This is a genomic window from Streptomyces sp. SolWspMP-5a-2 (assembly GCF_900091845.1).
Classification (GTDB): Bacteria; Actinomycetota; Actinomycetes; order Streptomycetales; family Streptomycetaceae; genus Streptomyces; species Streptomyces doudnae.
On the sequence record NZ_FMCI01000315.1, the window covers coordinates 40,811 to 55,923 of the forward strand.

At 72.5% G+C, this 15,113-nt stretch carries 14 protein-coding genes and 1 tRNA gene; 12 read left to right on the forward strand and 3 right to left on the reverse strand.

Features of this window, described 5'->3' with window-relative positions:
• Positions 1 to 32 precede the first annotated feature (32 nt).
• From GA0115242_RS30890 to GA0115242_RS30900, 3 genes are all read left to right on the forward strand, one after another.
• Positions 33 to 608 (forward strand): TerD family protein, encoded by a 576-nt coding sequence (locus tag GA0115242_RS30890; protein ID WP_093834324.1) that lies wholly within the window; start codon positions 33 to 35, stop codon positions 606 to 608.
• Between the two features lie 166 nt (positions 609 to 774).
• The gene (locus GA0115242_RS30895; protein WP_093834326.1) at positions 775 to 1,923 is read left to right on the forward strand and encodes a DUF475 domain-containing protein; all 1,149 of its coding nucleotides are present in this window, start codon (positions 775 to 777) and stop codon (positions 1,921 to 1,923) included.
• Between the two features lie 96 nt (positions 1,924 to 2,019).
• A complete protein-coding gene (locus tag GA0115242_RS30900; protein WP_093834328.1) occupies positions 2,020 to 2,760 on the forward strand; it encodes a TerD family protein in 741 nt (246 codons plus the stop codon).
• A 29-nt stretch (positions 2,761 to 2,789) separates the two neighbouring features.
• On the opposite strand, the gene GA0115242_RS30905 is transcribed toward GA0115242_RS30900, so the two are convergent.
• Complete coding sequence (locus tag GA0115242_RS30905) at positions 2,790 to 3,557, reverse strand: TerD family protein (RefSeq protein WP_093834330.1); 768 nt, start codon at positions 3,555 to 3,557, stop codon at positions 2,790 to 2,792.
• 207 nt (positions 3,558 to 3,764) lie between these two features.
• Between GA0115242_RS30905 and GA0115242_RS30910 the strand changes: the two genes are divergently transcribed.
• The 3 genes from GA0115242_RS30910 to GA0115242_RS30920 are packed head-to-tail and all read left to right on the forward strand — an operon-like array spanning position 3,765 to position 8,427.
• Positions 3,765 to 4,931, forward strand: coding sequence for an HpcH/HpaI aldolase/citrate lyase family protein (locus GA0115242_RS30910; protein ID WP_093834332.1), 1,167 nt, complete (start codon positions 3,765 to 3,767; stop codon positions 4,929 to 4,931).
• 20 nt (positions 4,932 to 4,951) lie between these two features.
• Positions 4,952 to 7,591 (forward strand): phosphoribosyltransferase, encoded by a 2,640-nt coding sequence (locus GA0115242_RS30915; RefSeq protein ID WP_093834334.1) that lies wholly within the window; start codon positions 4,952 to 4,954, stop codon positions 7,589 to 7,591.
• Positions 7,591 to 8,427, forward strand: coding sequence for an HAD family hydrolase (locus GA0115242_RS30920; protein WP_093834336.1), 837 nt, complete (start codon positions 7,591 to 7,593; stop codon positions 8,425 to 8,427). The genes GA0115242_RS30915 and GA0115242_RS30920 overlap by 1 nt, the downstream gene beginning before the upstream one ends.
• Before the next feature lie 421 nt (positions 8,428 to 8,848).
• On the opposite strand, the gene GA0115242_RS30925 is transcribed toward GA0115242_RS30920, so the two are convergent.
• Entirely contained in the window at positions 8,849 to 9,472 is a 624-nt protein-coding gene (locus GA0115242_RS30925) for a TetR/AcrR family transcriptional regulator (protein ID WP_093834338.1), read from the reverse strand.
• A gap of 81 nt (positions 9,473 to 9,553) precedes the next feature.
• On the opposite strand from GA0115242_RS30925, the gene GA0115242_RS30930 reads away from it, so the two are divergent.
• From GA0115242_RS30930 to GA0115242_RS30940, 3 genes are all read left to right on the forward strand, one after another.
• Positions 9,554 to 10,282: an SDR family oxidoreductase gene (locus GA0115242_RS30930; RefSeq protein ID WP_093834340.1), complete on the forward strand. Its 729-nt coding sequence runs from the start codon at positions 9,554 to 9,556 to the stop codon at positions 10,280 to 10,282.
• 311 nt (positions 10,283 to 10,593) lie between these two features.
• The gene (locus GA0115242_RS30935; protein WP_176729944.1) at positions 10,594 to 11,841 is read left to right on the forward strand and encodes a helix-turn-helix domain-containing protein; all 1,248 of its coding nucleotides are present in this window, start codon (positions 10,594 to 10,596) and stop codon (positions 11,839 to 11,841) included.
• 100 nt (positions 11,842 to 11,941) lie between these two features.
• Positions 11,942 to 12,292, forward strand: a complete 351-nt coding sequence (locus GA0115242_RS30940) for a hypothetical protein (RefSeq protein ID WP_093834344.1) — start codon at positions 11,942 to 11,944, stop codon at positions 12,290 to 12,292.
• Positions 12,293 to 12,420: 128 nt separating this feature from the next.
• Here GA0115242_RS30940 and GA0115242_RS30945 read toward each other — a convergent pair.
• Positions 12,421 to 12,492, reverse strand: a tRNA-Val gene (locus GA0115242_RS30945).
• A 197-nt stretch (positions 12,493 to 12,689) separates the two neighbouring features.
• On the opposite strand from GA0115242_RS30945, the gene GA0115242_RS30950 reads away from it, so the two are divergent.
• The 3 genes from GA0115242_RS30950 to GA0115242_RS30960 all read left to right on the forward strand — a co-directional run.
• Positions 12,690 to 13,460: a DUF4097 family beta strand repeat-containing protein gene (locus tag GA0115242_RS30950; protein ID WP_093834346.1), complete on the forward strand. Its 771-nt coding sequence runs from the start codon at positions 12,690 to 12,692 to the stop codon at positions 13,458 to 13,460.
• Between the two features lie 149 nt (positions 13,461 to 13,609).
• Entirely contained in the window at positions 13,610 to 14,980 is a 1,371-nt protein-coding gene (locus GA0115242_RS30955; RefSeq protein WP_093834348.1) for a hypothetical protein, read from the forward strand.
• A gap of 46 nt (positions 14,981 to 15,026) precedes the next feature.
• A partial coding sequence (locus GA0115242_RS30960; RefSeq protein WP_272925359.1) for an FmdB family zinc ribbon protein occupies positions 15,027 to 15,113 on the forward strand: 87 nt, incomplete at its 3' end.

The following is a 15,113-nucleotide window of genomic DNA, read 5'->3' on the forward strand; positions in this document are numbered from 1 at the left end:
CAGAGAAGCACCATTCGGGGAGGGAAAGCATCATGGGCGTCACACTCGCCAAGGGGGGAAACGTCTCCCTGTCCAAGGCCGCACCCAACCTCACGCAGGTCATGGTCGGCCTCGGCTGGGACGCGCGCTCCACCACGGGGGCCCCGTTCGACCTCGACGCCAGCGCGCTGCTGTGCAACAGCGGGCGGGTGCTGGGCGACGAGTGGTTCGTCTTCTACAACCAGCTCAAGAGCCCCGACGGCTCGGTCGAGCACACCGGCGACAACCTCACCGGTGAGGGCGAGGGCGACGACGAGTCGATCCTGGTCGACCTCTCCAAGGTGCCCGCCCAGTGCGACAAGATCGTCTTCCCGGTCTCCATCCACGACGCCGACAACCGCGGCCAGACCTTCGGACAGGTCAGCAACGCCTTCATCCGCGTCGTCGACCAGGCCGACGGGATGGAGCTGGCCCGCTACGACCTGAGCGAGGACGCCTCGTCGGAGACGGCCATGATCTTCGGCGAGCTCTACCGTCACCAGGGGGAGTGGAAGTTCCGCGCCGTCGGCCAGGGGTACGCATCGGGCCTGCGGGGCATCGCGCTCGATTTCGGGGTCAACGTCTCCTAGCGCCCCCTCCGGGTATGAGCTGCTTTACCGTCTTTGACCTGCGTCTTCTCCGGCCGGAAACCCCTCCTGGTCCGGCCGGAGGGCCAAGCCCTAGACTTCGTGGTCAACAGTAAGTAAAGACGAGTGCGGCGCGGGGGAGACCCGTACCTAGAGGATTGGGTAGCCAGTGCTTCTGAAAACCTTCGGCTGGTCGTTCGCGGTGACCGCGCTCGGCCTGGTCGCTGCGGTCTTCTACGGGGGGTGGGAGGCCTTCGGCATCGTGGCGATCCTCTCCGTCCTGGAGATCTCGCTGTCGTTCGACAACGCGGTGGTCAACGCCGGAATCCTGAAGAAGATGAACGCCTTCTGGCAGAAGATCTTCCTCACCGTCGGCGTCCTCATCGCCGTCTTCGGCATGCGCCTGGTCTTCCCGGTCGTGATCGTCGCGGTCACCGCCAAGATGGGCCCCATCGAGGCCGTCGACCTCGCGCTCAACAACAAGGACCAGTACCAGCAGCTCGTCACCGACGCCCACCCGGCGATCGCCGCGTTCGGTGGCATGTTCCTGCTGATGATCTTCCTCGACTTCATCTTCGAGGAGCGGGACATCCAGTGGCTGCGCTGGATCGAGCGGCCGCTCGCCAAGCTCGGCAAGGTCGACATGCTGTCGGTCTGCATCGCGCTGGCCGTCCTGCTGATCTCCGCGTTCACCTTCGCCACCCACGCCCACCAGCACGGCGGCGCCCACGTCGACAAGGCGCAGACGGTCCTGATCGCCGGGATCGCCGGTCTGATCACGTACATGGTCGTCGGCGGCCTCTCCGGCTACTTCGAGGAGAAGCTGGAGGAGGACGAGGAACGCGAGCAGGAGGAGGAAGAGGAGGCCAGGCGCACCGGCAAGAAGCGCTCGGCCGTGGCGCTGGCGGGCAAGGCCGCCTTCTTCATGTTCCTCTACCTGGAGGTCCTGGACGCGTCGTTCTCCTTCGACGGCGTGATCGGCGCCTTCGCGATCACGAACGACATCGTCCTGATGGCGCTCGGCCTCGGCATCGGCGCGATGTACGTCCGTTCCCTGACGGTCTACCTGGTCCGCCAGGGCACCCTGGACGACTACGTCTACCTGGAGCACGGCGCGCACTACGCGATCGGCGCCCTCGCCGTGATCCTCATGGTGACCATCCAGTTCCAGATCAACGAGGTCATCACCGGCCTGGTCGGTGTCGTCCTGATCGGCTGGTCCTTCTGGTCGTCCGTGCTGCGCAACCGCAGGCTCGCGGCCGAAGAGGGAGACACGCCCGGCTCCGACGAGAAGACTGAGGTCTCCTCCGGGGTGTGACACCCCCCGGCGTGAGGAACGCTCTGTGCGGGGCGGCCGGTCCTCCGGCCGCCCCGCCTGGTCTTTCTGTGCATTCGGGTGACTGTGGGGGCGGGAATGGGCTTCTTGGACGGCATCTGGCGGGGCCGCGAGACCGAGTTCGACTCGGGCAGCGCCGCCAGCAACGCGATCGAGCTGACCAAACGGCACCACCAGGTGTCCCTGAACAAGCAGGGGGCCGCCACCGGCAACCTCCGGGTCAACCTCACCTGGCGGATGCGGACCTCCGACTTCGGGACCATGCCGCGCGAGAGCCTGCTGCGCCACCCCTTCAAGGCGCTGAAGCCGCCGGAGGTCGTCGGGCACAGCCAGAGCATGGTCAACGTCGACCTCGACCTCGGCTGCCTCTACGAGCTCCAGGACGGCACCCGCGGCGTCGTGCAGCCGCTCGGCAACTACCTCGGCGACGTCAACGAACCGCCCTACGTGAAGCTCAGCGGCGACGACCGGTTCGGCTCCGCGTCCGGCGAGACGATGTACATCAACCTCGACCACCGCGACGCCATCAAGCGGCTGCTGGTCTTCGTCTACATCTACGACCAGACCCCGGCCTTCGACCGCACCCACGCGATCGTCACCCTGTACCCGAGCAACGGACCCCGCATCGAGATCGGCCTCGACGAACGCCATCCGCAGGCCCGCTCCTGCGCGGTGGTGCTCATCGAGAACGTCAAGGGCGAACTGCTCGTCCGCCGCGAGGTGCGCTTCGTCTACGGCTTCCAGGCCGAGCTGGACCGCCTCTACGGCTGGGGCCTGCAGTGGGGCCGCGGCTACAAGAGCAAGTCGGAGAAGGCCTGACCAGGTCCCCGGGAGGGTTCCGCACCGCCCTAGGAACGGATGAACTGCGGCCCCTGCGGGGGCAGCCGGAAGTCCGGGTCCAGGGGCGCGGGGACCGGCGGCGGATAGCCGTAGCCCGACTGCTGCTGCGGATAGCCGTACGTCGGCGCGGGCTGCGGGGCCGGCTGGGGATAGCCGTAGGCGGGCTGCGCCGGGAAGGCCGGAGGCTGCTCGGGAGGCAGCGGGTGGGAGGTCTCGGGGGCCGCCGCGCCGTCCGACTCGTCCACCGTGATGCCGTAGTCCGTCGCCAGGCCCTTCAGACCGTTGCTGTAGCCCTCGCCGAGCGCGCGGAACTTCCAGCCGTCGCCGCGCCGGTACAGCTCGCCGCAGATCAGCGCCGTCTCCTGGCCGGTCTGCGGCTCGACGTCGAAGTACGCCAGCGGTTCCGCGTCCGCGACCGACGCGTCGTAGAGCAGGATGCGCAGCCCGGGGACGCGGTCGAAGACGACGTCCTCCGCCGAGGCGACCAGCAGGATCTGGCTCACCTCCGGTTCGACCCCGGCCAGATCTGTCTGGATCGTGTCGGTGGGGCCCTCCGCGACCCGCTTCTTGCCCAGCCACCAGACCTTCCCGGAGGGGTGCCGGGGCTGGTTGTAGAAGACGAAGTCCTCGTCGGAACGCACACGACCGTCGGCACCGAGCAGCAGCGCGGAGGCGTCCACGTCCGGAACCCCCTGCCCCGGCGTCCAGCGCAGCACGGCACGGACCGTGGTCGCGTCGAGCGGGACGTTCGACCCTTTCAGCATCGCGTGCGTCATGCGGTCATCCTGCCCTCTCCGACCTGGCCACGACAACGTGGGGTGGGACAGTCGCGGGCCCGGACGCGACCGGCCGCACGGGCGCCGACACAGCCGGGTTACCAGAAATTCATGCCCTGCGGGAACTGAGGACACGGGTCCCTACGTACTATTACCGGCCACCTATCACACGATCCACAGACCCACCGCGCACCACAGGGGAGCCTCATGCGTCATTTCGGGCACATCGCCCCTGAGGTCAGACAACGCCTCTTCCACCGGGAACCGTGCGAGTTCGGCACCGGTTCCCCCGCCCGGCTGCTGGCCGCCGCCCTGGGCGCCACCCTCTACAGCCCCGCCACCCGCCCCCGGCTCGCCGACGACATCGTCCGGCAGGCGGAGCTGGGCGTGGTGTCGATGGTGCTCTGCCTGGAGGACTCGATAGACGACGCGGACGTGCCCGCGGGCGAGGAGAACCTCGTCCGCCAGTTCGCCGACCTCGCCGCCCGCCCCGGCGCCGACCTCCCGCTGCTGTTCATCCGGGTCCGCACCCCCGAGCAGATCCCCGACCTGGTCGCCCGCCTCGGCGACGACGTCCGGCTGCTGTCCGGGTTCGTCTTCCCGAAGTTCACCGAGGAGCGCGGCATCCCGTTCCTCGAGGCCCTCGCCTGCGCCGAGAACTCCTCGGGCCAGCGCCTCTTCGGCATGCCCGTCCTGGAGTCCCCGGAGCTGCTCTACCGCGAGTCCCGGGTGGAGACCCTGGAGGGCATCGCCCGCGCCGTCGACAAGTACCGCGACCGGGTCCTCGCGCTGCGCCTGGGCGTCACCGACTTCTGCTCCTCCTACGGCCTGCGCCGCGCCCCCGACATGACGGCGTACGACGTCCAGATCGTCGCCTCCGTCATCGCCGACGTGGTGAACATGCTCGGCCGCGCCGACGGCACCGGCTTCACCGTCACCGGGCCCGTCTGGGAGTACTTCCGGGTCCCCGAACGCATGTTCAAGCCGATGCTCCGCAACAGCCCCTTCCTGGAGGGGCAGGCCGTCGAGCTGCGGATGAAGCTCATCGAGCACGCCATGGACGGCCTGCTGCGGGAGATCTCCCTCGACCAGGCCAACGGCCTCAGCGGCAAGACCTGCATCCACCCCTCCCACGTCCTGCCCGTCCACGCGCTCTCCGTCGTCAGCCACGAGGAGTTCTGCGACGCGGCGGACATCCTGCGGCCCGAGCGTGGCGGCGGGGGTGTGCTCAGGTCGGCGTACACGAACAAGATGAACGAGGTGAAGCCGCACCGGGCGTGGGCCGAGCGGACCATGCTGCGCGCCGAGGTCTTCGGCGTGGCACGCGAGGACGTCAGCTTCGTCGACCTGCTCGCCGCCGGCATACCCGGCTGAGCCTCATCTCCTAGGGACGCATGAACATCGCAGGAACCAACCGGGTCTGGTCCGGCAGCTGGGTCGCCGAGCGCCTCGGCGTCGAGCTGCTGGGCGACGACCGGCTCACCGAGCTGCTCGGCCTCGCCCTCCGCCGCAACCCCAAGCGCGCGCACCTGCTGGTGTCGAACGTGCTGGGCAAGCACGTGCCGCAGGCGCCGTCCGTGGTCTACGGCTCCGGGTTCACCCTCGGCCGCCGGGTGCGGGAGCTGCTCGGCGACGAGGCCGCGGCCGCCGTCGTCCTCGGCTACGCGGAGACGGCGACCGGCCTCGGACACTCGGTCGCCGACGGCCTCGGCGTCGCCCCCTACCTCCACTCCACCCGGCGCCCGGTGCCCGGGGTGGCCCCGGCGGGCGGCTTCGAGGAGGCCCACTCGCACGCCACCTCCCACCTGCTCCTGCCCGAGGACCCGGCGCTGCTGGTCGGCGAGGGGCCGCTGGTCCTGGTCGACGACGAGTTCTCCACCGGCAACACCGTCCTGAACACCGTCCGCGACCTGCACGAGCGCTATCCGCGCCGCCGCTACGTGGTGGTCGCGCTGGTCGACATGCGCTCACCCGGCGACGCGGGCAGGCTCGACGCGTTCGCCCGGGAGATCGGCGCGCGGGTCGACCTGGTGGCCGCCGCCTCGGGCACCGTCCGCCTCCCCGACGGGGTGCTGGAGCGGGGCCGCCGCCTGGTCGCCGAGCACGAGGAGCGGGTGCCGGGCACCGGCCGGGCGACCGCGTCCGCCGACGCCGTCCGGTCCGAGTCCGCGTCGCCCGTCGATGGCGTCCGGTCCGAGTCCGCGCTGCCCGTCGATGGCGTCCGGCCTGACTCCGTGTCGCCCGTCGATGCCGTCAGGTCCGAGGGCCCGTCGCCCGCCGACGCCGTCCTGCCCGAGTCCGAGTCCGTGCCCCGTGCGACCGGTCGGGTGGACCGTGTCGACCTGCGGTGGCCGCAGGGGCTCCCGGACGGTGGCAGGCACGGCTTCACGCCCGCCCACCGCGCCCGCCTGGAGAGCGCCCTGCCCGCCATGGCGGCCCGCCTCGCCGAGGCGCTGCCCGCCGACGCCCGCCGCGTCCTCGTCCTCGGCTTCGAGGAGCTGATGTACGCCCCGCTGCGGCTCGCCCGTGAGCTGGAGCAGGTCGTCGAGGCGGAGGTGCGCTACTCCACCACCACCCGCTCGCCCGTCCTCGCCGTCGACGACCCCGGCTACGCGATCCGCACCCGCCTCGTCTTCCCGGCCCACGACGACCCGGCCGACGGGCCCGGCGAGCGGTACGCCTACAACGTCGCGGGCGCCGGGTTCGACGCCGTCGTGGCCGTCGTCGACTCCGCCGCCGACACCCCCGCCCTGCGCGCGCCCGACGGGCTGCCCGCGCGGCTCGCCGAGCACACCCCGCACGTCCTGCTCGCGGTCGTGCCCTCGTACGTCCCCGCGCCCCTGTACGTCGCCGCTCCCCCTGGAGAGAGACCCGCCATGCTGCCCGAGCCCCTCCGCGGCCCCGCCTTCTCCTCCTACCCGCCCGACGACGTCGGCTGGCTCCTCCAGGACCTCTCGGACATCACCCTGGAGGCGCCCACCGAGGAGCGCGAGGAGGCCGTGCAGAGCGGCGGCGCCCACTACGCCGAGTCGCTGCCGGTCGAGTACCAGCCGAGCGAGCACTACCAGCAGCTGTTCCACGCCGCCCTGCGCTCCTCCGCCGACCGGCTCGCGCGGGCCGTCGGCGCCGTCACCGAGATCGTCCTCGCCGAACGCTCCCCGCGCCCGGTGCTGGTCTCCCTGGCCCGCGCGGGCACCCCCGTCGGCGTCCTGATGCGCCGCTGGGCCCGCTTCCGGCACGGCCTCGACCTGCCGCACTACGCGGTCTCCATCGTGCGCGGCCGGGGCATCGACGCCAACGCGCTGCGCTGGCTGGCCGCCCACCACGACCCGGCCGACGTCGTGTTCGTCGACGGCTGGACCGGGAAGGGCGCCATCACCCGCGAACTCCGCGACGCCCTCGCGGAGTTCGAGGCCGCCGAGGGCATCACCGGCTTCGACCCGGAGATCGCGGTGCTCGCCGACCCCGGCGCCTGCGTGCGCACCTACGGCACCCGCGAGGACTTCCTCATCCCCTCCGCCTGCCTCAACTCCACGGTGTCCGGGCTGATCTCGCGCACCGTCCTGCGCGCCGACCTGGTCGGCCCGCACGACTTCCACGGCGCCAAGTTCTACCGCGAACTCGCGGGCGCCGACGTCTCCTCGGACTTCCTGGACGCCGTCGCCGCCCGCTTCGGCGAGGTCGCGGACGCCGTCGACACCCAGGTGAAGGCGCTCCTCGCCGGGGACCGCGCCCCGACCTGGGAGGGCTGGGCCGCGGTGGAACGTATCAGCGAGGAGTACGGCATCCACGACGTCAACCTCGTCAAGCCCGGCGTCGGCGAGACCACCCGGGTGCTGCTGCGCCGGGTCCCCTGGAAGATCCTCGCGCGGGCCGGTGCCGGGGCCGACCTCGACCATGTCAGGCTGCTCGCCGAGCAGCGCGGGGTGCCCGTCGAGGAGGTCGACGAACTCCCGTACACCTGCGTGGGGTTGATCCACCCCCGGTTCACCCGGGGCGCGACCGGCGCCGACGGCCGGGCGGTGGCGGTCTGATGGCGGTGGTGGTGGCGAGCGACCTCGACCGGACGCTCATCTACTCGGCGGCGGCCCTCGCGCTGACCATGCCCGACGCGCGGGCGCCCCGGCTGCTCTGCGTCGAGGTGCACGAGAGCCGACCGCTCTCCTTCATGACGGAGACGTCGGCCGCCCTGCTCACCGAACTCGGCGAACGGGCCGTCTTCGTGCCGACGACGACCAGGACCCGCAAGCAGTACCAGCGCATCAGCCTGCCGGGCCCCGAGCCCGTCTACGCGATCTGCGCCAACGGCGGCCACCTGCTGGTGGACGGCGTCTCCGACCCCGACTGGCACGCCTCCGTGACCGAGCGCCTCGCCGCGCAATGCGCCCCGCTCGCCGAGGTCGGGGAGCACCTGCAGGCCACCGCCGACCCGGCCTGGGTGCGCAAGCACCGGGTCGCCGAGGACCTGTTCGCCTACCTCGTCGTGGAGCGCGAACTGCTCCCCGACGCCTGGGTGAAGGACCTCGCGGCGTGGGCGGAGGAGCGCGGCTGGGCCGTCTCGCTCCAGGGCCGCAAGATCTACGCCGTCCCGAAGCCGCTGACCAAGAGCGCCGCGATGCGGGAGGTCGCCGACCGCACCGGCGCCCGTCTCACCCTCTCCGCGGGCGACTCCCTGCTCGATGCCGATCTGCTGGCGGCCACCGACCGCGCCTGGCGTCCCGGCCACGGCGAACTCGCCGAGGCGGAGTGGACCGCCCGCGGGGTGACCGCCCTCGCCGAACGCGGCGTGCTGGCGGGGGAGGGCATCCTGCGCGCCTTCCTGGCCCAGGTCCGCGCGGAGGCCGACGAAGCCCAACTCCCCGCGAGGTGACGGGCGGAGGCACCACGGGCTGATCGGCGGGGACACCGAGTCGGCAGGTGGAGACGGGCCCGAGTCGATCGGCGGAGACGGCCCCGAGTCGGCAGGCGGAGGCGTCCCGCGTCGACCGGCCGAGGCGTCCCGCGCTGACCGGCGGAGGCGTCCCCAGCCGACCGGCCGGGATGCCCCGCGCCGACCGGCCCCGACCCCGGTGAGCCCATGGAGAAGGCCCCCCACCGTCCGGTGAGGGGCCTCTTCGGTGGTGGGCGCGGACGGGTTCGAACCGTCGGCGTCCTGCTCGGCAGGGGGCCGGTCGAGACAGGGCCGAACGCTGTGATCCGCTCACGGCACCCGGATGCGGCCGGTCCACGCCGCCGCCTCCGCGGTCGACCGGCGGTTGCCCGCGATGCGCGGCAGCGAGGAGTTCGACGGCTCAGCCCAGCCGGGTGGGCACCTCGTTCGCGGGCCCGCCGCCGACGAGACCGGTGGTCGCGAGGAGCACGCGGCGGCGGGCGGCCTGTTCGTCGTCGCCGAAGCGGTCGACGGCCCACGAGACGGCGGTGACCAGTTCGAAGATCTCTCCGGCCGCGATGTCCGGTCGCGCCGCACCGACGGCCTGCGCACCCTCCAGCAGGACCTGTGTCTGGGTGACAAGCGCCGCTGTCGAGGGGGCGACGGGGGAGCTCTGGTCCATGTGCGCGTCGGCGAGGCAGTACGGGAGGTCGTGCCAGATGCGCAGGAGCCACGCCAGATGCACCAGCCACTGGAGCAGGGCCTCGCCGGGTTCCTGTGTGCGGGCCAGGTTCTCCCCGTCCGCCACGGCCTCCGCGATGCCGGCCTCCATCACCGCGGAGAGCAGGTCCTCCCGGGTGGGGAAGTTCCGGTAGAGCGTCGCGTTGCCCACCCCGGCACGCACCGCGATCGCGTCCAGTGGCGCGAGCACGCCCTCTTCGGCGAACACCTCTCGCGCGGCGCCCAAGATCGCGTCGCGGTTGCGCTGCGCGTCAGCCCTCAGCCGCCGCCCGGACCCCGCCGCGGCCCCCGAACCTGCGCTCATGGCACTCTCTCCTTGCAAAAAGTGGGGACAGTCCCCATATACTCTTTGTGGGGGCAGTCCCCACTTAGGGTTGGAGTATAGATGAGCGCCACATCACTGACGGGACGGACCGTCTTCGTCACCGGGGCCAACGGCGGACTCGGCCAGGAGTTCGTCGCGGGCGCCCTCGCCCGCGGAGCGTCGAAGGTGTACGCCGCCACGCGGACGCCGAGGACGTGGGAGAGCCCCCTCGTCCAGTCCGTCCACCTGGACCTGACCAGCTCCGAGACCATCGCGGCCGCGGCGACACGGGCAGGCGATGTCGACCTCCTGATCAACAACGCCGCCATCGCGCCGGAGGGCGACACGATCACCGGATCCATCGAGGACGTCCGCCGCGTCTTCGAGACCAACTTCTTCGGAACGCTTCAGGTGGCCAACGCCTTCGCGCCGACGCTCGCCTCGCACGGCGGCGGCACGATGCTGAACGTGATCTCGTCCGCGGCCTGGGTCAGTGTTCCCACCGCGTACGGAGCCACGAAGGCGGCCATGTGGTCGGCCTCCAACGGGCTTCGCCTGGCGCTGCAGGCCCAGGGGACGCAGGTGACCAGCCTGTTGGTGGGAATGGTCGACACCCCGATGTCCGCGCGGTGGGACGTGCCCAAGGTCAGCGCGGAGTCGGTGGTCGAGCAGGCCTACGACGGCATCGCCGACGGCGCTCTCGAGATCCTTGCCGACGACGAGACCCGCGTGCTCAAGGCGCGGCTGAACACCCCCGCTGAGGAGTTCTACCCCTGGATCCACGGGCTGCTCGGCGACTTCGCGGCCTGAACGTCGGCGCACCGCACGCGCTCTCCGGGGAGGCACGGTCGTGGGGGGAGCCCCGGCGCGAAAGCCGGGGTTCCCTCCGGTCCCGCCCATCGACGATGGGCTCGGGCACACCGGCCTCGCACCCGCTTGCGGCGGTCCGGTCCCCGGCGGCAGGCGGCACGGCCGGGACCGGAGAGTGGGGGACGCGCCCCCGGGGTAGGGAGCAGACCGGCCCGGCACGCATGCCGGTCGAGGCCGATCCGACAGGCCCACAGAAAAGGCTCCACCTCATACCCTGGCAGTGCGACCTGGACAGAGATTGGGGCGAGACCGTGCCATCTGATGCCACCCCCGACCCGTACACCGACCCGCTCGTCTTCGGTCAGCGGCTCCAGCTTCTCCGCACCCGCGGCGGACTCACCCGACACCAGCTCGGCGGACTCGCCGGCCGCTCCGGCTCCTGGGTCAAGGGTGTGGAGACCGGTCGCCTGAAGACCCCCAAGCTGGAGATCATCCTCCGCCTCGCTGAGATCCTCCGCGTCCGCGACCTCGCCGACCTCACCGGGGACCAGTCCATGCACGTCAACCTCTTCACCGGCCCCGGACACCCGCGCCTCCCCGCGGTCAAGGCCGCAGTCGACGCCGTCACCCTCCCCGCCCGCGAAGCACCACCTGTCGAGCACCTCACCGCCCGACTGGCCCGTGCCTGGGCAGCCCGCCACTCCGCTCCCGACCACCGCGACGTCATCGGAGCCCTCCTCCCCGACCTGATCCGCGACGCGCAGCTCGTCGTCCGTCAGGCCGACAGCAGCGCCGACCGCCGCACAGCACAGGCCCGCCTCGCGGAGGTCTACTCCCTGTGCCAGTTCTTCGTCGCCTTCCAGCCCGACTCCGCCCTCCTGTGGCGCGTCGCGGAACGCGGTCTCGTCGCCGCGCAGGAGTCTGAGGACCCGCACGCCCTGGGCGTCGCCGCGTGGCTGGCCGCGCAGGCGCACCGGGACGCCGGGCCCGCGCACTTCGACGCGGCCGACGCGGTGAACATCGGCACACTGGAACTGCTGACGCCGCTCCTGCCCGACGTGAGCGACGACGTCCTCGCCGTCACGGGCGCCCTCACCTTCGAAGCCGGGTACACGGCGGCCCGCCGCGGGGAGACAGGCACGGCCTGGAGGTACTGGGACGAGGCGCGCGCCATGGCGGACCGCCTTCCGGCTGACTACTACCACCCCGTCACCAGCTTCTCCCGGGCCATCATGGGCGCCCACGCGGTGACTGTGGCGGTGGAACTCCACCACGGCGGCGAGTCGGTGCGGCAGGCCGCGGCAGCGGACGCCGTCGTGATCCCCTCCCGGCCGCGCCGCGCCCGTCACCGGATCGAAGAGGCACGCGGATTCCATCTGGACGGGCAGCCGGACGTGGCGCTGGCGACACTGGCACAGGCGCACGAAGCGGCGCCAGAGACGATCCGTTACAACGGGTTCGCGAAGCGGATCGTGCTGGAGGAGGCGGAGTCGAGGAGTCCGGCGCGGCGCCGTCGGGCGTCGGAGCTGGCGGTGAAGCTGGGGCTGCTCGCCGCGTGAGCTGTCCGGGTGAGGGCACAATCTGTGCCCCTGCCCGGCGGACGACGGGCCTACGGTCGCTGGTGCGAGACGGATCACCGAGACCACGGAGGCGTGCGCCATGCGCGACACCACGACGACCAACCACGACGTGCTCGCGGCGCTCGCCCTGCTCCACGTCCCCCACCCGGACCGGCTGACCGATCGTCAACGTGCAGGCAGCGCCTGTGTGTTCTCCGGGATCCCGCTCACCGTCACCGGCGCCACGGACCTCGGGCCCCGCGCGACGACCACCCGGCACGGCGATCCGGTCTCCTGGTACCCGCGCGCCCACCGCGGGGAGATCCCCCGGGCCGCCCTCGCCGCGCTCCACGCGCACGCGCCCGGGTGCGCGCCGTGCCGGGACCGGGCGACGCTGGACGACTGCCCGACGGGGGCCGCGCTGCGCAGGCTGATGAAGGAGTACCGGTGACCTGCGACCCCCGCGACCGGCCCGTCGTCCCAGCGCTGCGGCGAGGGGGACCCGAGACGGACTCCCGCAACGGCGAGAGCCCCGGCGGGAGTTGCCCGCCAGGGCTCTGACCTGTCTGCTCGACGATGTGGGCGCGGACGGTTTCGAACCGCCGACATCCTGCTTGTAAGGCAGGCGCTCTACCCCTGAGCTACGCACCCCCGACCGGGCTCAGCGCCCAGGTCGAGTGGACAGCCTACCCTGCCCCGGCGAGGGCCCGGCACATCCGTCGCGGCACCTGTGCGGGGGTTTTCCCCACCCCCGATCCGCCAGCGGTCCGGATGCCCCGGCGGGCGCGCGATCCGTAGCGTCGACGCCATCGCATCAGCCGCACGTCCTGTCCCTGGGGGAGATCGTCATGGCCCGTTCCGTCACCTTCCGCGCCGTCCTCGCCGCCGGCGCCGTCGTCCTGTTCATGGGGGCGGGCACCGCGTGCGGCGCCTCGGCGGCCGACGACGAGCACCCCGACCACCGCTCCTTCGCGTTCACCGGCACCACCCTCACCGTCGACACCGACGACTCCGACCTGGACGTCGTCGCCACCGACGCGGCCCCGGCGGGCCAGGTCCGCGTCACCCGGTGGTTCCAGGGCTCCGTCGTCCTCGGCTCCGACCCCGAGCCCGGCTGGTCGATGAAGGACGGCAGGCTGGCCCTGCGGGTGCGCTGCACGGGGTTCATCGCCGACTGCGCGGCCAGGCACCGGGTCGAGGTGCCGCGCGGCACCACCGTCCGGATCACCAGCGACGACGGCAGCGTGCGGGCCAGCGGCTTCACCGCGCCGCTCAGCATCCACACCCAGGACGGCTCCGTGCGCGTCACCGACACCAGCGGCCCGCTCGACCTGCGCGGCGACGACGGGTCGCTGCACGCCGAGGTCTCCTCCCGGCAGGTCACCGCCCGCACCCAGGACGGCTCGGTCGACCTGCGCCTGACCGCCGTCCCCGACCGGGTCTCCGCCGACAGCGACGACGGCTCCGTCACCGTGACCCTGCCGCGCGCCCCGTACCGGGTCACCACCAGGACCGACGACGGCTCGGTGAAGGTGACCGTCCCCCGCGACGAGCGCAGCGCCCACAGGGTCTCGGCGACCAGCAAGGACGGCAGCGTCACCGTGCGCGCCGCCGACTGAGACCGCCCGGCGCGCTGGACGCCGTCCCCGGACGGACCCGATCGAGATCGCGGCGCCTTTCGCGAACTGATCGGCCCGTGTGTTCGTTCTCTACCGGTGGGAGAATGGCACGACACCCGCCGGGACGGACGACAGCACGGGAGAGGGATGTGACGGCGACACCACGAGAGCCGAACTCGCCGTTGGAGCCGCGCGCACCTCGTCCCGTCCGGGACACGCTCAGCCTCCTCGCGCTGCCGCTGCTGGTGGCGCTCGCCCTGCCGGGCGCGTTCGCGGGCGGCGGCACCAGACGCTGGTTCGGCGGCGGCGCCGAGAACCGGCGCGCCGAGGCGCAGGCCGCCAAGGACGCGGCCGCCGCCGCCTTCTACGAGCTGGACACCGCCCAGCGCGATCTGCGCATCTCCATCGAGGCCATCACCGCCGTCGACGACTCGCCCGCCGCGCGCCGCGCCGTCGCCGACTTCGACGCGCTGGGCCGCCGGATCGACGAGGCCAGCCACCGCTACATCGAGGCGGTCGACTCCTACGACCTCGAACGCGACGACCTGGAGGCGTCCGTCGCCGCCCGCGCGCGCACCGATCTGAGCGCCGCCAAGGACGAGTTGGGCCGGGTCAAGCAGGACCTGGACCGGTTCGCCGACGGCCTCGGACCGCTCCTCGGCAAGGCCGAGACCCAGCTCGCCCGCCTCGCGCCCGCCGTGGAGCGGGCCCGGCAGGCGCTGCTCGCCGCGTCCAACGCGCTCGACGCGGTACGGGCCGCCGGGCTGCGCGCGGACGACCTCGCCGCCCGCCTCGCCGCCCTCGCGCCCGAGCTGACGAAGCTCAACCAGGGCGCGGGGCAGCACGGCGTCCCGCAGACCCTGGAGCGCGCCGAGCAGGTCGCGCGGGCCGCCGAGGCGGTCCGCGCCGAGGCCCACGACCTGCCCGAGAAGGCGGCGGGCATCGACCACCGGCTGGTGTCGCTGCGCACCCGCGCGCAGGCCCTCACCACCCGCGCCGGGCAGGTCGACCCGGTCCTGAGCGAGCTGCGCCGCCGGTTCGCCGCGGCCTGCTGGCAGGACCTCCAGCAGGTGCCCGACCAGGCCGTCGAGAACGTCCGGCAGGCCGAGCTGAAGCTGCGGGAGGCGCAGGCCGCGCGGGACGCCCAGCGCTGGCCGGACGCCACCGCCCTGCTGTCGACCGTGCGGGCCCTGCTGACCGCGACCGACGAGTCGGTGTCGGCCGCGGGCGACCGGCTGGCCCGGCTGAACGCCGTGCAGAAGGACTCCCAGCAGGAGATCGACCGCACCCGTTTCGCCATCCGGGACGCCCAGCGGCTCGCCATGTCCGGCCGCACCACCCCCGACCCGCGCCACGCCCGTCCCCTCGACGAGGCGGTGGCCCGCCTCGACCGGGCGATCGGCACGCTGGAGGGCCGCCACCCCGACTACTGGCACTTCCTGACGGAGACGGAGGAGGTCCGCGAGGCGGTGGCCCGGGTCGTCGGGCAGATCCGGGACGAGCGCGGCGGCGGCCAGTGAGCCCGCGCCCCTGGGGAGTTCGGGCCGGGGCCGCTAGCCTGTGCGCATGCCTCGCTACGAGTACCGCTGCCGGACCTGCGGCGACACCTTCGAACTGAGCCGCCCGATGGCGGAGTCCGCCGAGCCCGCCGCC

Bases quoted from the DNA above. Each gene is read 5' to 3' on its own strand.
- GA0115242_RS30930 (WP_093834340.1), top strand. From the start codon at position 9,554: ATGAGCGCCACATCACTGACGGGACGGACCGTCTTCGTCACCGGGGCC.
- GA0115242_RS30900 (WP_093834328.1), top strand. From the start codon at position 2,020: ATGGGCTTCTTGGACGGCATCTGGCGGGGCCGCGAGACCGAGTTCGAC.
- GA0115242_RS30905 (WP_093834330.1), bottom strand. From the start codon at position 3,557: ATGACGCACGCGATGCTGAAAGGGTCGAACGTCCCGCTCGACGCGACC.
- GA0115242_RS30910 (WP_093834332.1), top strand. From the start codon at position 3,765: ATGCGTCATTTCGGGCACATCGCCCCTGAGGTCAGACAACGCCTCTTC.
- GA0115242_RS30920 (WP_093834336.1), top strand. From the start codon at position 7,591: ATGGCGGTGGTGGTGGCGAGCGACCTCGACCGGACGCTCATCTACTCG.
- GA0115242_RS30940 (WP_093834344.1), top strand. From the start codon at position 11,942: ATGCGCGACACCACGACGACCAACCACGACGTGCTCGCGGCGCTCGCC.
- GA0115242_RS30925 (WP_093834338.1), bottom strand. From the start codon at position 9,472: ATGAGCGCAGGTTCGGGGGCCGCGGCGGGGTCCGGGCGGCGGCTGAGG.
- GA0115242_RS30890 (WP_093834324.1), top strand. From the start codon at position 33: ATGGGCGTCACACTCGCCAAGGGGGGAAACGTCTCCCTGTCCAAGGCC.
- GA0115242_RS30950 (WP_093834346.1), top strand. From the start codon at position 12,690: ATGGCCCGTTCCGTCACCTTCCGCGCCGTCCTCGCCGCCGGCGCCGTC.
- GA0115242_RS30915 (WP_093834334.1), top strand. From the start codon at position 4,952: ATGAACATCGCAGGAACCAACCGGGTCTGGTCCGGCAGCTGGGTCGCC.